Annotated in this window: 18 protein-coding genes; 17 read left to right on the top strand and 1 reads right to left on the bottom strand. The window is 48.6% G+C overall.

The features are described from left to right. Window positions 1-201: 201 nt before the first annotated feature. Window positions 202-1,302 carry a YheC/YheD family endospore coat-associated protein gene (locus IEY34_RS29140; RefSeq protein ID WP_189018693.1) on the bottom strand — a complete coding sequence of 367 codons (1,101 nt, stop codon included), beginning with the start codon at window positions 1,300-1,302 and terminating at the stop codon, window positions 202-204. A 337-nt stretch (window positions 1,303-1,639) separates the two neighbouring features. Between IEY34_RS29140 and IEY34_RS29145 the strand changes: the two genes are divergently transcribed. The 17 genes from IEY34_RS29145 (at window position 1,640) to IEY34_RS29225 (ending at window position 20,773) form a co-directional block, all read left to right on the top strand. After that, window positions 1,640-6,148 (top strand): WIAG-tail domain, encoded by a 4,509-nt coding sequence (locus IEY34_RS29145; protein ID WP_189018695.1) that lies wholly within the window; start codon window positions 1,640-1,642, stop codon window positions 6,146-6,148. A gap of 211 nt (window positions 6,149-6,359) precedes the next feature. Further along, window positions 6,360-7,079, top strand: a complete 720-nt coding sequence (locus IEY34_RS29150; RefSeq protein ID WP_189018697.1) for a sugar phosphate nucleotidyltransferase — start codon at window positions 6,360-6,362, stop codon at window positions 7,077-7,079. Next, the gene (gene rfbB, locus IEY34_RS29155; RefSeq protein ID WP_189018699.1) at window positions 7,080-8,084 is read left to right on the top strand and encodes a dTDP-glucose 4,6-dehydratase; all 1,005 of its coding nucleotides are present in this window, start codon (window positions 7,080-7,082) and stop codon (window positions 8,082-8,084) included. It abuts the gene before it with no gap. Next, entirely contained in the window at window positions 8,081-8,953 is an 873-nt protein-coding gene (gene rfbD / locus IEY34_RS29160; protein WP_189018701.1) for a dTDP-4-dehydrorhamnose reductase, read from the top strand. The genes rfbB and rfbD overlap by 4 nt, the downstream gene beginning before the upstream one ends. Before the next feature lies 1 nt (window position 8,954). Next, window positions 8,955-10,049: a CgeB family protein gene (locus tag IEY34_RS29165; RefSeq protein WP_189018703.1), complete on the top strand. Its 1,095-nt coding sequence runs from the start codon at window positions 8,955-8,957 to the stop codon at window positions 10,047-10,049. Window positions 10,050-10,064: 15 nt separating this feature from the next. Beyond that, window positions 10,065-11,207 (top strand): CgeB family protein, encoded by a 1,143-nt coding sequence (locus tag IEY34_RS29170; RefSeq protein ID WP_189018705.1) that lies wholly within the window; start codon window positions 10,065-10,067, stop codon window positions 11,205-11,207. Window positions 11,208-11,220: 13 nt separating this feature from the next. After that, a complete protein-coding gene (locus tag IEY34_RS29175; protein ID WP_189018707.1) occupies window positions 11,221-11,520 on the top strand; it encodes a hypothetical protein in 300 nt (99 codons plus the stop codon). A 64-nt stretch (window positions 11,521-11,584) separates the two neighbouring features. Beyond that, window positions 11,585-13,465: a glycosyltransferase family 4 protein gene (locus IEY34_RS29180; RefSeq protein WP_189018709.1), complete on the top strand. Its 1,881-nt coding sequence runs from the start codon at window positions 11,585-11,587 to the stop codon at window positions 13,463-13,465. Continuing rightward, window positions 13,462-14,553 (top strand): non-hydrolyzing UDP-N-acetylglucosamine 2-epimerase, encoded by a 1,092-nt coding sequence (gene wecB / locus IEY34_RS29185; RefSeq protein ID WP_189018711.1) that lies wholly within the window; start codon window positions 13,462-13,464, stop codon window positions 14,551-14,553. The genes IEY34_RS29180 and wecB overlap by 4 nt, the downstream gene beginning before the upstream one ends. Then, window positions 14,543-15,529: an SDR family NAD(P)-dependent oxidoreductase gene (locus tag IEY34_RS29190; RefSeq protein WP_189018713.1), complete on the top strand. Its 987-nt coding sequence runs from the start codon at window positions 14,543-14,545 to the stop codon at window positions 15,527-15,529. Before wecB ends, IEY34_RS29190 begins: the two co-directional genes overlap by 11 nt. Then, complete coding sequence (locus IEY34_RS29195) at window positions 15,526-16,362, top strand: dTDP-4-dehydrorhamnose reductase family protein (protein WP_189018715.1); 837 nt, start codon at window positions 15,526-15,528, stop codon at window positions 16,360-16,362. Before IEY34_RS29190 ends, IEY34_RS29195 begins: the two co-directional genes overlap by 4 nt. Next, complete coding sequence (locus IEY34_RS29200) at window positions 16,359-17,237, top strand: NAD-dependent epimerase/dehydratase family protein (RefSeq protein ID WP_189018717.1); 879 nt, start codon at window positions 16,359-16,361, stop codon at window positions 17,235-17,237. The genes IEY34_RS29195 and IEY34_RS29200 overlap by 4 nt, the downstream gene beginning before the upstream one ends. 31 nt (window positions 17,238-17,268) lie before the next feature. After that, complete coding sequence (locus IEY34_RS29205) at window positions 17,269-17,985, top strand: glycosyltransferase (protein WP_189018784.1); 717 nt, start codon at window positions 17,269-17,271, stop codon at window positions 17,983-17,985. 5 nt (window positions 17,986-17,990) lie between these two features. Continuing rightward, window positions 17,991-18,719 (top strand): glycosyltransferase, encoded by a 729-nt coding sequence (locus IEY34_RS29210; RefSeq protein ID WP_189018719.1) that lies wholly within the window; start codon window positions 17,991-17,993, stop codon window positions 18,717-18,719. Window positions 18,720-18,733: 14 nt separating this feature from the next. Beyond that, on the top strand, window positions 18,734-19,954 hold the full coding sequence (locus IEY34_RS29215) for a glycosyltransferase family 4 protein (protein ID WP_189018721.1): 1,221 nt from the start codon (window positions 18,734-18,736) through the stop codon (window positions 19,952-19,954). A gap of 18 nt (window positions 19,955-19,972) precedes the next feature. Continuing rightward, window positions 19,973-20,146, top strand: coding sequence for a hypothetical protein (locus IEY34_RS29220; protein ID WP_189018723.1), 174 nt, complete (start codon window positions 19,973-19,975; stop codon window positions 20,144-20,146). Window positions 20,147-20,185: 39 nt separating this feature from the next. Further along, window positions 20,186-20,773 carry a class I SAM-dependent methyltransferase gene (locus IEY34_RS29225; RefSeq protein ID WP_189018724.1) on the top strand — a complete coding sequence of 196 codons (588 nt, stop codon included), beginning with the start codon at window positions 20,186-20,188 and terminating at the stop codon, window positions 20,771-20,773. Window positions 20,774-21,334: the final 561 nt, after the last annotated feature.

Below are 21,334 nucleotides of genomic sequence, written 5' to 3' on the forward strand. Positions count from 1 at the left end.
CCCCCGCCGAACCGACTGAGCCAACTGAGCCCCAACCGAGCCCCCGCCGAACCGACTGAGCCAACTGAGCCAACTGAGCCCCAACCGAGCCCCCGCCGAACCGACTGAGCCCACTGAGCCCCAACCGAGCCCCCGCCCAAACGCCGAAGCCCGCCGAGGCTCCAACCGAGCCTCCAATAAGGCACCAAACTAGCTAGATTGTCACAAGGCCGGCGCGCCGCGATCCAGTAAAAATTTGGCGTAGGCGATCGGATTGTAGTAGGTTGCTTTCCATATGTCCTGCAAGTCGGCTTCCAAAAAGCTGTAACGTTGGTCCTTGCCGTTACATTCAATGAAGAGAGGAAAGCCGTCCTTCGTTATGCCGACATCCAGTCCTACATCAGCCAAGTAGGGGAGTTCTGTGCTCAAATGCCTGGCAACCAGCAGCGAGAAGTCGGTAATTTGACTCAGTACGTGCTTGAGATCCAGCTGCGGGTACTCCGCAGTTAAAATGTCGGGCAAGGTGCGGACTTCACCGCCCTGTGCCACATTGGTCAGAAAGAGCTTGCGCGATGCTACTTTTGCAACGATACCAGTTATTCCCCACTCGCCAGTCGCGCCGCGCTGCGCCGAAATTCGTAAATCGAAGGGGCGGCCCTCAAAGGTGGCGAGCGGCAGGCGTTGCTGAATCATGTAGGTGCGGCTTTGAATTTTATGACGCAGCGTTAAAGGGAAGTACTGCCGAAAGCGCACGGTACGATAAATTTTGTTGCTCAGCTTCATGCTTGCGGGATAGATGAGCTGCCAACTGCGCGCCAAACGATCCATCTTCATCACACCTCGGCCAATGCTCGAATTGGTAGGTTTAATAATGAGCGAATCGTAGGCGGACATCATGATCTTCATGTTTTTCATGGTAGCGGGATAAGTGCCAGGGAGATGGGGCCTTATGCTGTCATTTTTCAACAGGATATCATGTATGCGCAGCTTACTGTAGCGATTCCAACGGTTAAACAGGATGATTCCATGCTGGGCCCATGCTTCAAGTTTCTGATAAGATGCTTGATCCAGATAAACGGCTCGATTATGAATGACTTTGGGAAGATCCAGCCATAGCTGCTCGAAGTTGAGGCCATCTTTCACGTAAGCATGAACTTTCATGGTCTCGATTTGTACATCTTGTATACGAAAATAACAGGGAGTTACACCATACTGCTTGCCGGCTTCATCATAGAATTGAATAGCTTCATACTGTGTGTTCCCTAGGGGAATGCCTGCATATAAGGAATCGTTGACTAAAATACCCACATAGGGATTCGTCATCAGCTTCCCTCCTTTTCCATCTGGGGCTTGGGTTCAAATTTGGACTTCTTCTCAGCTTATGGAAAAGCATGGCTGCTGGTTTGTACAGATGCTGATAAAGCAGGTGGTTACTGGCACAGATACCCATAATTTCTCAGATAATCCGCTGATGCTTAGATAACGAGTGAAAGGGAACAAGGTAACTTGTCCTAGTTACTGTGTGGATTTTACGTTTAAGTGAACTGGTCAACTTGACCATTTATCTGGGTTAGCGCACATTTTTGCGGGCTAGCGTACCTATCGGGCGTGGACTGAATATGTTACAAGTGACTAATTCTTGGAGAATGGAGAGGAGTCTATGAGTAAGCGTAAGAGCAGTACCTCAAGGCCTTATGTGCAAAAAGTGAACTCCAGAACGAATGAATTAAAATGGCTTGATGATAGTGAAACGCCACCTGTTGCAGCCAAGCAGGAAAAAACAGAAACGCCCATCATCACGGAAACACCATCACCTACCCCGACTAAGGCTGCGGGAAAGCCATCTTTAACGGAGAATGCAAAACCATCAAAAATTGCCAATGTTTCGACAACCTCGACTCCGGCTCCACCGCTCTTATTGCTGTCTGAACGCAAAACAGGTAAATTCGTGAATCCAGTGGTATATACGGACGATATTGTGGAAGAAGCGGTCACTTGGGAGAAGATTGCGAATCGCTCGGTGGATGAAAGTAAAATCAAACCGCTCAGCATTGGCTCCAGGGCGATTAAGGACTTCGCCATTGAGCATTCCAAGCTGGCCCCGGCCAGTGTAACGAGAGATAAGATCGCAGACGGTGTCATTCACGATGAGCATATTGCGCTCCAAAGTATTGATGGGGATAAGTTGCAAGACCAAAGTGTTCCGGGCAGCAAGCTGCTGGATAATAGCATTACGGCAGATAAACTGGCGGATCAAACGATTGATTCTTTGAAATTAGCGCATGGCTCGATTCTGCCGCAGCATTTATCAGAACTAATTGTCACCAGCGATTTAATTGATAATCAAGCCATTACATCGGAGAAAATCCATAGTGGAGCGGTGCAGGCAAAGCATTTAGCAAATTATATCATCGATACAGCGAAGCTGATGGATGCGGCGATTACCTCAGATAAATTGAGAGATCAATCGGTGACGGAAGAGAAGATTGCCAACGGCAGCCTGACCTCGGTCCATTTTCAACCGAAGATCATCTTCAATGAGCATTTGGCTGACGGCAGTGTGCAGAAACGCAGCATAGCACCCGGTCAAATCGATGGGACTCATATTGCGGATGGCGCAGTCGAAAGTTTCCATTTGCAGAACGAGTCGGTTTCAACCGATAAATTAGCTCCGAAATCTGTTACGGTGAACGAGTTGGCTGATCAAGCCGTAACGGCTCAAAAGCTGGCGCTGCAATCCGTGGAAGCGAAGCATCTTATGAAAGCTTCTGTGAAGGAGGAACATTTGCAAGACTCTGCGGTCACTGGTTATCACATCGCAGCGAATACCATTGAAACCGAACATATTACGGATGGCGCGATAACGTCAGCGCTCATTCTAGATGGAACTATTACATCTCCTAAATTGGCGAAAGCTATTATTGAAGGAAAGCATATTCAGGCCAATGCGATTGAGAGCGGCCATTTAGCTGACAATCTGATATCCAGCTCAAAGCTGAGGGATCAATCGGTGACAGCCGCTAAATTAGATGAGGGAATCATTGAAGGCAAGCACGTAAACGCAGGAGCGATCGAGCAGGCTCATTTAACGGACCAAATTATTTCGACTGCGAAGCTCCAGGATGGCTCGGTGACAACGGCTAAATTAGCAGAGGGAATTATTGAAGGCAAGCATCTTAACGAGGGGATCATCCAGGATGCGCACCTAGCCGACAACGTGGTTTCGACGGAGAAGCTGCAAGCGGAATCCATTACATCAGACAAATTAGCCAATGATATTGTGCAAGATCGGCATATTCGGCAGCTTGCGATTCGGAATGGACATCTGGGTGAAAACGCAGTATCCAGCTCCAAGATTGAAGATGGAGCGATTCTCACGGCCAAATTGGCGGATAGAAGTGTAGATGCCTCCAAATTGAAACCAGACAGTGTGACTTCGGAGAAGCTTGCTGAACATGCCGTTCAAGCAGCTCATTTGCAGGATGAAATTATTGGCAGCAACCATCTCGTCAGAGGAGCTATTGGAGAAACGCACGTTCAATTCGGCGCCATTCGAGCGGAGCATCTCCAAGACGGAGCAGTCTCCGCAGAGAAGCTAGGGCGCGGGGTTATTCAAACGAGTCACCTTGCACCGCAAGCCGTCGGCAAGGAACAAATTGCTGAGGATGCCATCGAGCGCAAGCATATCGCGGATGATGCGATTACAACACGCCATGTGCAAGAAGAAACGATCACGACAAGTAAAATTGCTGAAGAAGCTGTGACGAGCAGCAAGATGGCTTCGATGTCGATTGAAATTCGCCATTTGCAAGAAAATATCATTGATGGATTTCATATTAAGCCAGGGGCGATTACTTCTGAGCATTTGGCTCAGGGTTCGATCACGCTCGGCATATTTGCAGATCGAAGTTTGGATGGCAGCAAGCTGATCGAAAACTCCATCACTTCCGAAACGCTGGCCCAGGGTGCGGTAACGGAAGATAAGCTGGCGAATGGGGCCGTTGCCACGCAACATTTGCAAGCAGGCGCGATTTCCTCCTGGATTGTTCAGGATCATGCGATTACGAGCAGCAAAATAGACCAAAATGCGATTACCGAAGCGAAGCTGGCAGATGTCAGCGTAACAGGCAGGAAGATTTCCAGTAAAGCCATTCATACGGAACATATTTCTGACGGCGCAGTGACTGCGGCTAAATTGGCGAATGAGAGTATTCATGGCAGTAAGTTGGTTGCTGGCGCGCTTCATGCGAAGCATTTGGCTGATGGCGCGATCACAGGTTCCAAAATAGCGGCGCGAACGATCGTACAGGAGCATATCGCCGACAATGCGATTAGTGGAGTGAAGCTGGCGAAGGAAAGTATCGACGGTAGCAAAATTATCCATGGTTCGATAGCAAGCGATCACTTGGCTGCCGGTTCTGTTAACGGTGCGAAGCTGTCGGTTGGGGCAGTTAGCGGTGAACATTTAGCCGTTGGCTCTGTTGACAGTGAAAAGTTGGCTGCGAACTCCGTCGACAGCAGTAAATTGACGCTTGGCTCAGTGAATAATTACCATTTGGCGGATAGTGCGGTTTATGGGGTGAAATTGGCTACCGGAAGTGTTGACGGCAGCAAGTTGACCGCTGGATCAGTCAGCAATGAACATCTGCTGGATCACGCGGTAGATGCAGCTAAGTTAGCGCCGCTCAGTGTAGACAGCAGTAAAATCGTAACGGGAGCCATTCTCCGTGAGCATCTGTCAGAGCATGGCGTGGATGGTTCGAAGTTGGCCTTCGGCGCGGTGGATCGCAACCATATCGCACCTGGCGCTGTTGATGGCACTAAGCTTTGGGAAAGCAGTGTGGACAGCAGTAAGCTGACGCTTGGGGCTGTAGGCAGCGAGCACTTGCAGGACGGCGCAGTGAATGGCGCTAAGCTTGCCATAAGCAGTGTAGACAGCAGCAAGCTGGTATCAGGTTCAATTAATAGCGATCATATTGCTCCAGGAGCTGTAACGAATTCGAAGCTATCCGCAAGCAGCATTGATGGCAGTAAGATTGCGGAAGGCGCAATTGGCAACGAACATCTCGCTTCTGGCATTATTACCAGCGTGAAGCTGGCCATCGGCAGTATCGATGGCAGCAAGCTGGTTGCCGGTGCCATCAGCAGTTACCATCTCGCTGACGGTGCGGTGGACAGCGTCAAACTAGCATTAGGAAGCATTGACGGCAGCAAGCTGACCGCATCTTCCATCAGCAATGCGCATATCGTTGATGGCGCTGTGGACGGAGCGAAGCTGGCAGCAAGCAGTGTCGACGGCAGCAAGCTAGCTGCTGGCTCAGTCAATGGCGACCACCTTGCGGATGGCGCCCTGTACGGAGCGAAGCTGGCCGCTGGCAGTATCGACGGCAGCAAACTGGCGTCGAGTGCCATCAGCAGCTACCACTTGGCCGCAGGCAGTGTCGACAGCGCGAAGCTCGCAATCGGCGCTGTAAGCAGCAGTCACTTAGCTGCGGGTTCGGTAGACAGCACGAAGCTGGCCGCAGGCAGCGTCGATGGCAGCAAGCTGGTTGCCGGTGCCGTTGGCAGCAGCCATTTGGCTGACGGTGCGCTGGAAGGCTCCAAGCTGACAGTGGGAAGCATCGATGGCAGCAAGCTGGCGTATTCGGCCGTAAACAACGTTCATCTTGCAGCGGGCAGTGTAGATGGCAGTAAACTATCTGTCGGCAGTGTAGACAGCAGCAAGCTATGTCTTGGATCGGTGAGCAGTCTACACTTGATCGACGGCAGCGTAGAAGGCACGAAGCTGGCCACTGGCAGCATCGATGGGGAGAAATTGAAACCGGATGCGATCGGCAACCAGCATATCGCGGACGGTTCTCTGAAGGTAACGAAACTGGCCGAGAGTGTTCTGCAAGTAGCGGGAACGCAGAAAAATGTCGTGCAGCAATTCGGTCTTGTTCCTTTTGAGTTGAAAATCCAAGATGAGCATATCGAGGCGGTTCTGCAATTTGATGAGATATTCGCGGATGAGAATTACGTTCTGACAGCGATGACGAACCACTCGGCATGCTATGTGTCCGTCAAAAGCAAATCGTTGGATAAGGCGGTTATATCGGTTATCCGGGCCAAATTCTCGCCAGATCAGCAAGGGGTTGTGAACTGGATTGCCATCGGGAAGAAGCCATAAGTAGAAGGAAGATGAAAAAACGGCAGGCATCGCAGATTATGCGAGCTGGCCGTTTTTTTTGGCTTGCCAGGAGCGATATCTGGTTCATGGTTGAATGTCCAATTTTCGATTCTGGGATATTCGTCCAATTTCCATTTATCACGAAAGCATATGATTAAAGAAGTGGATGTGACAATCGCACCATTATAACGCTTGGAAAGGGGTATGTCTTGTGAAGGGTGTTGTACTGGCGGGAGGAACCGGAAGCCGTTTACGTCCTCTGACGAACATCATCAATAAACATTTGCTTCCAGTCGGTGATTTGCCCATGATTCAATATGCCATTGAGAAATTAAGCAAAGCTGGGATACAGGATGTTTTACTGATTACGGGAAAGCAATCCGCTGGCTTGTATTTAGAGTATTTGGGCGGTGGCGACAAGTTCGGCGTTCGACTTACTTATAAGCTCCAAGAGAAAGCCGGAGGCATTGCCGAGGCGTTGGCGCTAGCGGATGCTTTCATCCAGCCTGGAGAGAAGTTCGTCGTTCTGCTTGGTGATAATCTGTTCGAAGATTCCTTGGTTCCGATGATAGATACCTTCAAGAATCAGCTTGAGGGAGCAATGGTCATTCTAAAAGAGGTGGCGGATCCGCGAAGATATGGCGTTGCTTGTATGAAAGACGGCATCATCCAACGAATTGATGAGAAACCGGAGCATCCGACTTCCCAATATGCCGTGACAGGCATTTATTTATTCGATTCTGCTGTGTTCGACATCATGAAGACGCAAACCCCTTCCAATCGCGGAGAATTGGAAATTACTGATGTGAACAATGTGTACGCAGCCGCCGGCAAGCTATCACATGGGTTCTTCTCAGGCTGGTGGATTGATGCTGGAACCCACGAATCTCTCTTCCAGGCCACTCTTTTTCTACGAAAGGAGGACAGCTAGATGGGAGTTATTCTTGTGACTGGAGGAATGGGGTTTATTGGAAGTAACTTCATTCACTATTGGAAGCAGCATCATCCGCAAGATCATCTGATAAATGTAGATTTGCTTACGTATGCGGGAAACAAGGGCAATGTCGCGTCTTTAGTTGGGCAAGCTGGGTACCAGTTCGTACAAGGGGATATTGGCAATGAAGCTCTGATGAGCCAGTTGATGCAGCAGGGTGTTGATGTGGTCGTTCATTTCGCGGCCGAATCTCATGTGGATCGGAGCATTCATAGTCCGCGCGACTTTGTCATGACCAATGTGCTAGGGACACAGAGCTTGCTTGAAGCAGCCAAAAGAAATCAAGTGAAGAAGTTTGTCCATGTCTCAACGGACGAAGTCTATGGCACTTTAGGGATCGATGGAGCTTTTACGGAAATGACGCCGATCGCCCCCAATTCTCCTTATTCCGCGAGTAAAGCCGGGTCGGATTTAATCGTTCGGGCTTATTACGAAACGTATGGATTCCCGGCGATTATCACTCGCTGTTCGAATAACTACGGTCCACGGCAATTTCCGGAAAAATTAATTCCGCTCATTATCACACGAGCGCTTCGTGATGAACCGATCCCGATTTACGGTGACGGCTTACATGTACGCGATTGGCTGTATGTTGACGATCACTGCTCGGCTATCGATCGCGTTATTCAAGATGGTGTGCCTGGGCAAGTCTATAATATTGGCGGGCATCAGGAGCGTACGAATGTGGATGTGGTCAAAAGCATTCTGAAAGCAATTAACAAGCCTGATGAACTTATACATTTTGTACCGGATCGACTGGGGCATGATCGCCGTTATGCCATTGACAGTTCCAAAATTGCGCGTGAACTGGGGTGGGCGCCATCCTACACGTTCGAAACCGGCATCCAAAAAACGATCGATTGGTATGTGCAAGAACAAGTTTGGTGTGAACGTATTGCCAATGGCTCCTACCGTGATGACACAGAAGCTGATCGTTCATGAACATATTAATTACCGGTGCGGGTGGACAATTGGGCTACGATCTGATCCGCGTGTTCAAACCTGTTCATCAGGTGACCGCTTGGCGCAGAGATCAATTGGATGTGAGCAATGAGCAGCAGGTGATGGACATTTTACTCAAAGAACGTCCTGACGTAGTGATTCATGCAGCTGCATATACGAATGTTGATCAAGCTGAAGTGGAGACCGAGCTTGCCTATGACGTGAATGCGATGGGGTCGCTGCATATAGCAAAGGCTTGCGAGCAAATCGGAGCCAAGCTTGTTTATGTCAGCACGGACTATGTTTTCGATGGCACCAAAGGAACACCTTATGAGGAGCAAGATAGCACCAATCCCGGCAATGTGTACGGTCATTCCAAGCTGCTTGGAGAGAAGTTCGTGAGAATGACCTCCTCGAAGCATTTTATCGTGAGAACGTCCTGGTTGTACGGTACCAAAGGGGCTAATTTTGTAACCAAAGTGTTGGAAAAAGCAAGATCAGGCGGACCGTTATCCATCGTTAATGATCAGTTTGGCTCACCTACCTATTGTTTGGATTTAGCGATTTTTATCAGAGAACTGGTGGAATCAAACCGATATGGCATTTATCATGCCTCCAACCAAGGGGTTTGCTCCCGATATGAATTCGCTGAACAGATTTTGAAGGTGGCTCGTATGGAGCATGTGGCTTTGCAACCTGTCCAATCTGACTTGTTCCCGATGCCGGCTGTGCGACCCATGTATTCAGCTTTTGAACACAGGGCGATAGCGGATAATGGCTTTACTCCTATTCGGGATTGGCAATCAGCCCTGCGATTTTTTCTGCAAGTGGATCATGATGTTCAAGCTGTTATGGATAAGAAGGTGTGAGATGAGCAAGAAAGTTGCTGTTCGACTGTTGAAGGGAAGAAGGCGAGGATTCCGCACAGGGCTTGAGCATGGACGGCGGATGGGCAGATGCCAATCCGTTATGGAGACCACGATGCCTGCTCCGATGCCGCTTAGAGAGGCAAGAGTGCTGTTCATTGTTCAGGGATTTGACGCGATTGATCAAGGCATAACCCAAGGCTTGCAAGATACGGTTCGCGAAGTGTTTACGGCAACAGCGCCTGACATGCTTAGGCTCGCAGATGAGCTTCGCCCGAATTTGGTGCTTGTCATGAATGGACTTCATGTTTTCCCAGCTGAACATACCGCTCATATCGATCAGATTAGGGAAATGGGCATCCGAACGGCTATCTGGTTTGCCGATGATCCTTATTTTACGGATCAAACTGCTTTTCTGGCGCCGCATTATGATTATGTGTTTACACATGAAATGAGCTGTATTGCCTTCTATCGGGAGATGGGCTGCGCGCAGGTCCACTACTTGCCGCTTGCGGTGAATACACGTGTGTTCAAGCCGCTTCAAGTCGAGCCTGCGTATCGCAGTGATGTCTGTTTCATCGGGAATGGGTTTCCGAACCGCATTGACCTCTTTAACAAGCTGACTCCGTTCTTAAAGAATAAAACGGTGCTGATTGCTGGGGCACTATGGGAACAATTAAGTCAATTTGAGCTGTTAAAGAAAGGCATTAAGCTGCAATGGATTCCCATTGAAGAGTCCGTGAAATATTATAGCGGCGCTAAAATTGTGATCAATGTACATCGGCTGACGTATGACGAGACCTATAACAAGAATAGCCGTAATCTGCCAGGTCATTCGATTAACCCTCGTACGTATGAAATTGCGGGCTGCGGGACTTTGCAAATTACCGACTATCGTCACGATTTGCAGTATTACTATACACCTGGGCAAGACATTGAAACGTTCATGAATGCGGAGGAGCTTGTTCAGAAAATGCAATACTACTTGACGCATGAAGATGAACGTCAACGGATTGCGGTGAAGGGTTTGCGGAGAACGATTGCCGAGCATAGTTTCGCTAATCGACTGGTGAAATTAATGGACCTTGTCTTCGCCTAGAAAGGAGAGGGATAAATGTCTTTAGTCAATAAGAACGATGCCGTGAGACAGGGATTTATAGATGGGTACGAGGCGGGGTATGCCAATGGCGTTCGGTTGGGGCAGTCAGAAGCTATCATCCAGAAAGCTATGCGGGATCGGGATGCCGCCCCTGTATGGGATATCCGCGTGCTGTATGTCACATCTGGGAAGGGCTATCCTTATGAGCCTCTGGATCATGCGATTATCGGCAGCTTGCGGCCGTTGGTCCGTGAAATGATCATTGGCAATTGCGCGAACGATCCGATTCGTATCGGTAGCCCGGAATCCGATCTCGAAACGCTTGCGGCTGTCCACAAGCCGGATCTGATGTTAATACTCGATGGGATGAATCTCTCGCTGGATGTCGTAGACCGGATTCGCGGAATGGGGGTTCGCACGGCGATCTGGCTGACGGATGACCCTTACTATACCGATTTTACCATCTCTATGGCTCCGCACTATGACTTCATGTTTACGCTGGAAGTGAACTGTGTCTCCTTGTATCAGGAGATGGGCTGTGCACATGTGCATTATTTGCCCTTAGCGTTTCAACCAGATATGTTCCGACCTAAGGCAGTGCCGAACGGGCACGAGCGTGATATCTGTTTCATTGGCTCCGCGTATTGGAACCGAGTTGCCATGTTCGATAAATTAACGCCTTATTTAGCTAACAAACGTATTTTCATCTCCGGCATTTGGTGGGAGAGGTTGAAGCACTATGAGCTGCTTGCCCCGCAAATTCAGCTTAATACCTGGATGCCGCCTGAGCATACAGCGACGGCCTACAATGGCGCCAAAATCGTCATCAATATGCACCGTGCTTACGATGATCAGGCGTATAACAACAATAGCCGGCGTATTTTGGGGGCTTCACCCAATCCGCGAACTTTTGAAATTTCGGGCTGCGGCGTGCTGCAGATCACGGATTTACGTGCAGATTTAGTTAACTTTTACACGCCGGATTATGATATTGTGACTTATTCTTCCCCTGAAGAATTAGTGGAGAAAATGGATTATTACCTGACGCATGAAGAAGAACGCAAACAAATTGCGATGCGAGGTTTATACCGGACGATGCGGGACCATACCTATGCGAATAGGCTATCAACGCTGCTAAGGGTTGTTTTTGGACAATAGGAGGTGCATGACGATGATCAAAAAGACAAAGGTGCGTAAGCTCGCACTTAAAAGTGGTGTGCGTAAAAAGAAATTCGCTGCTCCCAGCAAACTTCGTTTGAAGAAGAAGCTGGTAGGCAAGAGAAAGTCCAAGGTAGTTCGTTTCCCGAAATCATCACGACTCCGGTCCAAACGCAGAGCGATTCGGCAACCTAAACGGGGCTTTGCTGGCACAACGACCTATAACAAGGCTTTCGATGAAGCTTATAACGAGGGTTTTAATATTGGTTTCGCACAAGGCTACGCCTTAGAGCAGGAGAACCCGGCGGTATAGCTGGCTCACGTATGTATAAAGGAGGTGAATTCCATACTCGGTTCATGAAACGGGTATGTTGCACATGTCGACTCCACAGCAGCCTAAAGTGCTTTTGTTTTCCCATATTTGCAATCCGGAGCATATTACAGGAGCAGAAAAACTGCTGCTCTTCATGACGCTGGAACTTGGACGTCACTATGCGTGCACGTTAGTCGTTCCAAAGGAAGGGCTGCTAGCCGTAGAGTCGAGACGTCACGGCATTCCTACGATCGTTCAATCGTTCCCGCTGCTCTATGACATGTATCACCCAACGGATGCTTTGCCACAATTACATCAAGAGTTGTTGGGTCATGCCGATATGGCCGGCTTACTGGATCTGCTCTTCATCCATGAACCGGATCTGGTTATCACCAACACGTGTGTTAACCTTTTACCAGCAGCTGCAGCCAGAAAATTAGGGATTCCGGTCACATGGATTATCGCCGAAACGATCCAATCGACCATCTTTGCATCCATCAGTGCTGACCTGATGGATACCTATGCAGACTGGATTATCGGCATATCCGAAACGACGCTGCAGCCGCTGCATCGTATTCGGGAACGGAAGAAATTCGTGCTGCCCCCTTCCTGGCACACAGATCAGTATGATGCTAGGGAATGGCCGGTCAAAAGGCAGAACAAGCGTGCCGAGATTGGCATTTATGATGAACGTCCAGTGGTCGGTTACATCTCCTCCGATATCTATGCGAATAAAGGGCTGGATCACTTCATTCAGATGGGCATCAACATATGCGAAACGAATCGGATGGCTCATTTTATGATTACAGGCAAACCAGCAGACGCTGCTTATATGGAATCCTGCATTCAGATGATCTTAATCTCCGGTTACTCATCTCAATTCTCGATTCTTCCCTTCGAACCCAATATTCAATCGGTCTACCCAGCGATGGATGTCGTTGTTATCCCCAGTCTGCTGAACGAAGGTTTCGGACTTACAGCTTTGGAAGGACTCATTTTCGGCAAAGCGGTTGTAGCTTATCGTTCTGGCGGCTTAAGCGAAATTCTGGCTTCGACGGGCAATGAACTCTTTCTGGCGAACAAAGGCGATGTTCGTGATCTTACGAGCAAAGTACAGTATTTGGTCTCTGATCAAATCGCACGCCAGCAGGTGGGCAAGACGAACAGTCAGGCTATCGGGCAAGTATTCGGCATCGATGCCTATCGCAGCAAGCTGGAGCACTTCCTGGCTCGCATCCGTCCACACTTGCAGGAAAGCAGATCAGCTCGTCTTAGCGCACCTCAATTTCCGAATCAGTTCCTCTTGAAAGGGGAGGCTTCGCACACCGTATTCCTCATTGAACAAGGTCAAAAACGTCCGGTTTCGACCGGTTATGATTTCCACTTTTACAAATTGGATTGGAATCGGGTCGGTATTGTAAATGATCGGCAGTTAACCTCCCACCCGACAGGGCTGTCGATTCGTGCGGAAGAACCATTCTTGAAGCATGCTCCGGCGATCTATATAGCCAAGGGATTGGGGCCGACGGTTTATCTCATGCAGCATGGCATACGCTATCCCTTCAGCTCAGAAGCAGCGATGCATCATTATGGCTATAACCTTGATCAGGTTGTCCAGCTGCCCGAGAAGGAGCTTGCGACTTATGCGCTCGGTCATCCTATCGTTTGGGGATCCAGCAAGGCGTCAACGAGAAGAAGGTCTAAGATCAAAGCGAAACGCCGTTTGCGCAAAAGATTGAAAAAAGGGGCAAAGCTCAGAAGAAGCGGAAAGCGATTTGCGAAGGGTGGGTTTAAAGCGCGCAGGCGAAAAGCGGCTTCCCGGAAAATCAAAGTGACCAAACGGGGAGTACATGTGCGCAGAGCGAAAAGCCGACGTGGGGCCAAAAGTTCTGCCAGGCAGAAGCTGCGTCACAAAAGCTTTGCGAAGGTAGGAGGAAGAAAATGAAAATCGCAACGGTGCTCGGAACCCGACCTGAAATTATTCGGTTGAGTCTAATCATTCAGAAGTTGGATGAGTTGGCTGACTCCCACATTTTGATTCATACAGGTCAGAATTTCACGCCTACGCTCAGCGATGTGTTCTTCGAAGAGCTGGGGCTGCGGCAGCCGGATTATCGACTTCATAACCAGTCGAATACGCTGGGCGGACAGCTTTCGGTGCTGTTCGCCGAGCTCGAGCGCATATTGATGCAAGAGCGACCGGATAAAGTGCTCGTGCTCGGGGATACGAACAGCGCACTTAGCAGCATCCTGGCTGAGCGGATGGGCATCCCGGTCATTCATATGGAAGCGGGCAATCGCTGCTTCGATCTGGCAGTACCGGAAGAGAAGAATCGCAAAGTGATCGATGCTATTTCCAGTATTAATATGCCTTATACGAGATACAGCCGAGATAATTTGCTCAGGGAAGGCGTGCCGAGTCATCGCATCATCGTAACCGGCAATCCCATCTATGAGGTCATGAAACATTATGAAACGCAAATTAAGGAAAGCACGATTATAGAGCGGCTTGGCTTAACCGATGAACCGTATTTCTTAGTGACAACGCATCGTGCTGAGAATGTTGACCATCCGGAGCGGCTTGCCCAAATTCTTCAAGGGCTCAACCTGGTGGCGGAGGCCTTCGGTCACAAGGTTATCTGCAGCATTCATCCACGGACGAAAGCAAGGCTTGAGCAGGAGGGCACGGTCATGCATCCACTCGTTCAATTCCATGAGCCTTTTGGTTTTTTTGACTTTGTTCATTTGGAGCAGCACGCATGCTGCGCCTTGACGGACAGCGGTACGGTACAGGAAGAATGCTGCATTTTCCATGTGCCTACCGTTACGATTCGAACAACAACGGAACGTCCAGAAACGGTTGATTGCGGCAGCAATGTCGTATCAGGTCTCCAGGCCGAGCAAATTTTGAACGCAGTCAAGGTCATGGTGAGCTTCCCGGCAAACTGGCAATGCCCGGATGGTTATCTGGATACGAATGTATCGCAGAAAGTCATTCAATATTTATTAGGAGGTAAAAAGCATGTTTACTAACGCGACAATCTTGGTGACCGGCGGAACCGGATCCTGGGGTTACGAGCTCATTGAACAGCTGCTTAGGGAAAATCCTAAGAAGATTATTGTATTCTCCCGAAACGAATCCACACAAGTTGCCATGAAACGGACCTTTGAGGATCCCCGATTGTCGTTCTGCATCGGCGATGTCAGAGATAAGGATGCGCTAACCAAAGCTTGTGAGAAAGTGGATTACTTATTCCACTTAGCGGCGCTGAAACATGTGCCTGTTTGTGAGGATCAGCCTTATGAAGCTTTGAAAACAAACGTTGTTGGCACTCAAAATGTGATTGAAGCGGCGATCGAGAACAAAGTGAAGAAAGTCATTAATATTTCAACAGATAAAGCGGCGAATCCATCCAACTTCTATGGGATGACCAAAGCCATCGGCGAGAAATTGATTGTGCATGCGAATCTGCTCAGTGATTACACGCAGTTCTTATGTGTGCGTGGCGGCAACGTACTCGGCACGAACGGCAGCGTCATTCATTTGTTCATGAAACAAATTCGCGAGAAGAATCAAATCGGCATTACGGACAAAGAAATGACCCGCTTCTTCCTGACCAAAGAAGAAGCCATTGCGCTCCTGCTGCGCGGAGCGAAGGAAGGGAAGGGCGGAGAAATCTTCGTCATGACGATGCCGACATGCAAAATTATGGATCTTGCCGAAGTCTTGATGGAAGAAATGGGCAAGAAAGATGTCGAAGTCATCGAGCTTGGCGTTCGGCCAGGTGAGAAGATTCACGAAATCCTGCTGTCCGAATTCGAAAGTCATTATACCGTGGCCTATGATGATCAGTATTTAGCCATTCTACCGACCATCGATATTCCTGGTCTTCGTGAATACTACGCGAATTATCCGAAAGTACCTTTCGAAAGCTTTAGTTCGGAGGGGCCTTTGATGAGTAAAGAGGAGATCAAATCGCTGCTCGTGCGCGGGGGGTTTTTGAGATGAAGCAAAAGCTGCTCATCCTTGGTGGACGAGGAATGTTAGGAAGTATGCTTGTTTCTTATTTCCAGACATGCAGCAGCTATCAGGTTTATTACACGACAAGAGACAAAACGCAGTCAGAAGGACTGTATCTGGACGCAGAGGATGAGGTTTTGCTGGAAAAGGTAATCGAAGCTGTGCGGCCGGATATTGCGATTAATTGTATGGGGATATTGAATCAATTCGCTGAAGCGAATCCGCAGAAAGCCTATTGGATCAATGGTCTGCTCCCCCATAAAATCGCTCAAGCGCTGGATCGCGTAGGCGGTAAATTAATTCATATCAGCTCGGATTGTGTGTTCTCGGGAGAAAAAGGTGGACACACCGAGGAGGATGAGCCGGATGGAACTTCCGTCTATGCCAGATCGAAGGCACTGGGAGAAGTAACGGCGAAACCGCACTTGACGATTCGAACCTCCATCATCGGACCTGAGGTCAGTACGCACGGTATTGGTCTTCTGCACTGGTTTCTCCAACAGCAGGGTGTCATTAGCGGCTATAGCCAAGCTTGGTGGAATGGCATTACGACGTTGGAGCTTGCCCATTGTATTCGTCATGCGATGGAGGAGGATCCCATATCGGGGATCCTCAACATTGCGGCGCCGGAGCCTATCAGCAAGTTCGAACTGTTGAAGCTGTTTCAACATGTCTTTCAGAAGGACGATGTCCTCATTCGTGAGGATGATAAAGTGAAGCTGGATCGGACGCTTCAGCAAAGCCGAACGGACTTTCACTACGAAGTTAAGGGTTATGAAGCCATGCTGCGGGAACTGAAAAACTGGATGTGCGCCCAATGAAATCGATTCTTATAACGGGTGCGAATGGTTTTACAGGGGAGCACGCCTGTCGACATTTTGTACAAAAGGGACTGCGCGTTGCTGCTGTAACACGTTATAAGGAGTCTTCGGTAACAGGCGTGCAATCCTGCGTCTGTGATCTGACTCAAGCCGAGCAGGTGTACGCGCTAATTGATGAGATTCAGCCAGATTATGTGCTGCATTTGGCTGGCAAAAATGCGGTTAAGGGTTCTTGGCAGGAGCCTGTGCTGTACATGGAGACGAATATGATGTCTACCCTGTATTTGCTGGATGCTCTGCGCAGGGTGCCTCACTGCCGGATCGTCGTCACGGGCTCCATGCTCAGCTATGTCCCCGCCGATGGGGAAGTTCCTTCGCATCCCTATAGTTTGAGCAAATCTTTTCAAACTTGGGGTGCGCTCGGATGGGCACATCTGTTCAAACAGCAGCTTATGATTGCCAGGCCCTCCAATCTGATTGGCCCTGGTCCTTCCAACGGGATCTGCGGGTTGTTGGCCAGAGCTTCTGCGGCTGTTGAGGCTGGCGTCCAGTCTGCTCCCTTCCAGCTCTCTTCTAGGGTTGAAGAACGAGACTATGTGGATGTTAGAGATGCTGTTGCCGCTTATGCTCTTATCCTTGAAGAGGGAACTCCCAGCATGGTGTATCCGGTAGCTTCAGGGAGGAATCGCACGCTTGGCACGATCGTGGATACATTGAAACCGTTGATTAACGGGGAACTTCTGATCCAGTCAGGCTTATTAAGCGACTACTTGCCTCCTGAGCCTATCGACATACAGCCGCTTCTTGCATTGGGATGGCATCCTGCCTATAGCTTCGAGGAGTCGTTACGAGATGCGCTCATTTATTTTCGCTAGCAAGGCATATCGCATGGTTAGAGGTGAAAGCATGTATCCGAAAGTATCCATCATTATCCCCTTCTATAACGATCCTTATATTGAACAAGCTATTGTGAGTGCGTTAGGTCAAACCTACCCGAACATCGAAATCATCGTGGTAGATGATGGCTCTACAAGTCATCAAGAGAAAATTGCTCCATTTCTGTCCCGAATTCACTATCTGGGCAAAGCGAATGGCGGAACGGGGAGCGCTCTGAACTATGGCATCCGGATGGCAACGGGGCAATATATTGTCTGGCTCAGCTCGGATGACATGCTGTATCCGGATAAGGTGGAACGCCAATTGCTGTTCATGCTGGAGCATCATTCTTCGATCAGTTATACCTCTTTTGACGAAATAGATGGCTATAACAATGTGATTGGTCGTCATAAGTCGCTGTTCTTTCCGAATCAGACTGAGCTTGTTCGCGCATTTATGAGCTTTGATCCGATCAACGGATGTACAGTGATGTTGAAAAAAGAACTATTTACCTACATCGGTTATTTTAATGAAAGTCTACTCTATACGCAGGATTACGATCTATGGATTCGGACCTTACTAGGAAGAGTTCATATTCATTATTTGAATATCCCGCTGACGATGTACCGTTGGCATGGGGAAATGGGAACTAAAAAGCATTGGCCGGCGATTTTGAGTGAAATTGAACATATTCAAGCTTACTACCGAGATCGTCTGCTGAATTATGTCCATCAAATGGGGGGGTAATACCGATGCACCCACTCGTATCCGTCATCATCCCTTTTTATAATTGTTCCTATGTGCATCAAGCTATTCAAAGCGTTCTGCAGCAGACGTACCCCAACATCGAAATTATTGTTGTAGACGACGGGTCTACCCAGCATGCTGACCTAATCCTTCCGTTTAAGAATAAGGTCCACTATTTGGGCAAAAAAAACGGAGGAACGGCCAGTGCGTTAAATCACGGAATACGTATGGCTTCAGGCACTTATATGGCTTGGCTGAGTTCGGATGATATGTTCTATCCCCAGAAAATACAAAATCAACTATCGTTCATGCTGCGTAATGACTCGTTAGTCAGCTATACGCCTTATGATGCAATGGACGCAAATAGCCATATTTATCAAAGAAATATCGGTCATGTCATGCCTGGTGAGATTGCCCTATGCCAAGGTTTTATTAAAGGTCTTAATCCTATTAATGGTTGTACGATCATGGTGCAGAGATCCGTATTCGACATATCGGGTTACTTTAATGAGCAATTACGCTTTACTCAGGATTATGACATGTGGGTTCGCCTCATGCTGCATGGTGTTAAATTCGATTATGTACCCGAACCTTTGACGATGTACCGATTTCATGAGCGCATGGGCACTGTCCGCCATCAGTCGGAGATGTTTTCCGAATATGAGGCTGTTCAGCGGCAATATGCGAAGGCTTTAACTTATCGGATACGCCAGTTGGAGGAAAGTTCTTTTTGAAATGAGGGGGATTTGTGAAAATACTGTTGGCAACACACTGGCTGATTCCCCATGTTGGCGGTGTATGGGCATTCATGGAGCAGCTCAAGAAGCGGCTGGAGTCCATGGGGCATGTCGTGGATATGCTTGGCAACAGCCCGGATTATTTGAAAATCCATATGGTGAATCGCAACCTGGAAGTCGCCAAAGCCCAGCTTCTGCCGCTGCTCGAAACGAAGCTGAATGCACATAATCAGCCTTTGCTGAATTTGAGCCCGATTGTTCGCTACTATGAATATGAACGCTATTGCCTGGAGCTGTCTGCTGCCTATTTTGATCTAAGCCAGTATGATCTCATCCATACGCAAGATGTGCTATCTACGCGTTCAATCAGCCGGGTGAAGCCTAAGCATGTCGCACATGTTGCGCATATTCACGGCTGTGTAGCGACAGAGATGATGCTTCATTACCAGTTGAATCCGCAGCTTGGCATTACCGAAAGCTCGCCGGAGCTGAAATATTTCCGCAGTCTTGAGCACTATGGCGCTTCTTCCTGCGATATTACGGTCACATCCACCCATTGGATGAAGGATATGTTAATTAATGAATTCGCTGTTCCCCAGGGGCAGGTCACGGTGTTTCAATATGGGTTTGACGTGAAAGATTTTGCAGTGAAGAGTAAGAGAAGCACGACGATTCGGCGTCCCGAAGGCAAGAAAGTGATCATTTGTCCAGCTAGACTTGTGTTTGTCAAAGGAATAAATGTGCTGATTTCGGCTTTGGCGCAACTCAAGAAGATTCGGCAGGATTGGGTATGCTGGATTGTTGGAGATGGGGAATTGCGTACCGAATTGGAAGAGCTCAGCCTGGCGCTGGGCTTGCAGCAAGAGGTTGCATTCTTGGGACGCCGGGATGACGTGCCTGCTTTATTGCAGCAATCTGATATTTTTGCTCATCCCTGCTTGCAGGATAATCAACCTTATTCCGTGGTGGAAGCGCAGTTTGCCGGATTGCCTGCCGTCGTTTCGAATGCTGGGGGATTGCCGGAAATGGTTGATCACGGGCATACAGGATTGATTTCACCTGTGGGAGATTCGTATACCTTAGCCTTGCACATGGCGTTCTTGCTGCAAAACGAGAAGGTCCGGCGAGAATTCGGCCGGAATGCCAAGGCATGGGCACAGCATCATTGGTCCATGGATCTTATGATGGGACGGGTGCTTGACGTTTATGAGAGAGCACTCAGCATGAAGTGATCAAAGGAGGAGCTGGGTATGGATTCCCCCCGATTTTTAGTGCTTGGCGACTTGTACAATTGTTTGTTTGCTGTTCAAACCTCAAATTTTAATCAGCTGGTTGATTACGTCATTTGGAATCAGGTGAAAACTTCGCTGCCCAAGGATTATACGCTTCCGGATCTGCTCGTTCTCCATGCGCTTTCTGAATGAACAATGAGCTGCTTATTTGAATTGAAGGAGTAGTGAAATATGACGACTTATTGGGATCATGTCGATCCAGTTGAATTTTTGCAGACAGACGAGGAAGGGTATAACAAATCGATACGGAAGCTGTTCCGGGATTTGGTTGGCCACTTGCAGATTCAAACGATCCTTGAAGTGGGATGCGGACCTGGCGTCGACTATGTAGGAGCCTCTCAAACACGTCCGAGCATTGATTATACAGGCGTAGACATTACCCCGCAGATGATCGAGCACTGCCAACGTCTTTATCCAAATGGGAAATTCCAGTTAGCTGACATTTACAGCCTGCCCTTCGCTGACAATACATTCGAGCTGGTGTACTGCAAGGATGTATTGAATCATTTGGACACGTGGGAGAAAGGCTTTGAGGAGCTTTACCGTGTCAGCCAGAAGTATATATTGGTAAATTTCTTTTATGGCTTGGGTGCTACGACAGTCAAAGAGAAGCAGGATCACGGTACTCATGTCAACAATTGGTATGATTGGAATGAAGTCATGACCAAGCTGGTGGCCTCTCGTCCCTTGTCGCTCGTTGTTTTTCCGAGGGTCTGCAACTCCTATGAGGAAACGTTGATTTTGCTGCAGAAGGTTTAGCGTCGTGATACAGGAATGGATAAAAGTCGCGTTGTAAGGCTGAAAAACTGTGGTTGGAATGGAAGCGTAAGGTAGGGATGGGAAGTATGCCGTAAGGATGGGAACGTGTGATAGAGATGAGAAATGTGTAGTGGGGTTGGAAACGTGCGATAGGGATGGGAAATGTGCTTAAGGTCAGGGGAAACGAGAGGGCCGTCCTAAAAAGTAGATAAATCTATGTGAGGGCGGCCTTCTTCCTCCCGTAATGTGATTTTCTTGCGTGATGGTTAGAAAAACAACTTCGACACTCTGAGAGATGAGCCTCTCAAGAGGGAACTTCTATTAAGGGAATTCTAGGGCTCTATTCAGGCACTTCAGGTGAGATAAGGTTGAAATTCAGCGTTAAAGCAGCGCCTGACGTAAAAGCATGGACTTTAACGCTGTAAAACAGCGTTAAGGTTGGAGAAAGTGCAGCGCGGACAGCATTTCAGGTGAGATAAGATTGAAATTCAGCTTTAAAGCAGCGCCTGACGTAAAAGCATGGACTTTAACGCTGTAAAACAGCGTTAAGGTTGGAGAAAG

The sequence above is a fragment of the Paenibacillus marchantiophytorum genome (assembly GCF_014640555.1).
Taxonomy (GTDB): Bacteria; Bacillota; Bacilli; order Paenibacillales; family NBRC-103111; genus Paenibacillus_E; species Paenibacillus_E marchantiophytorum.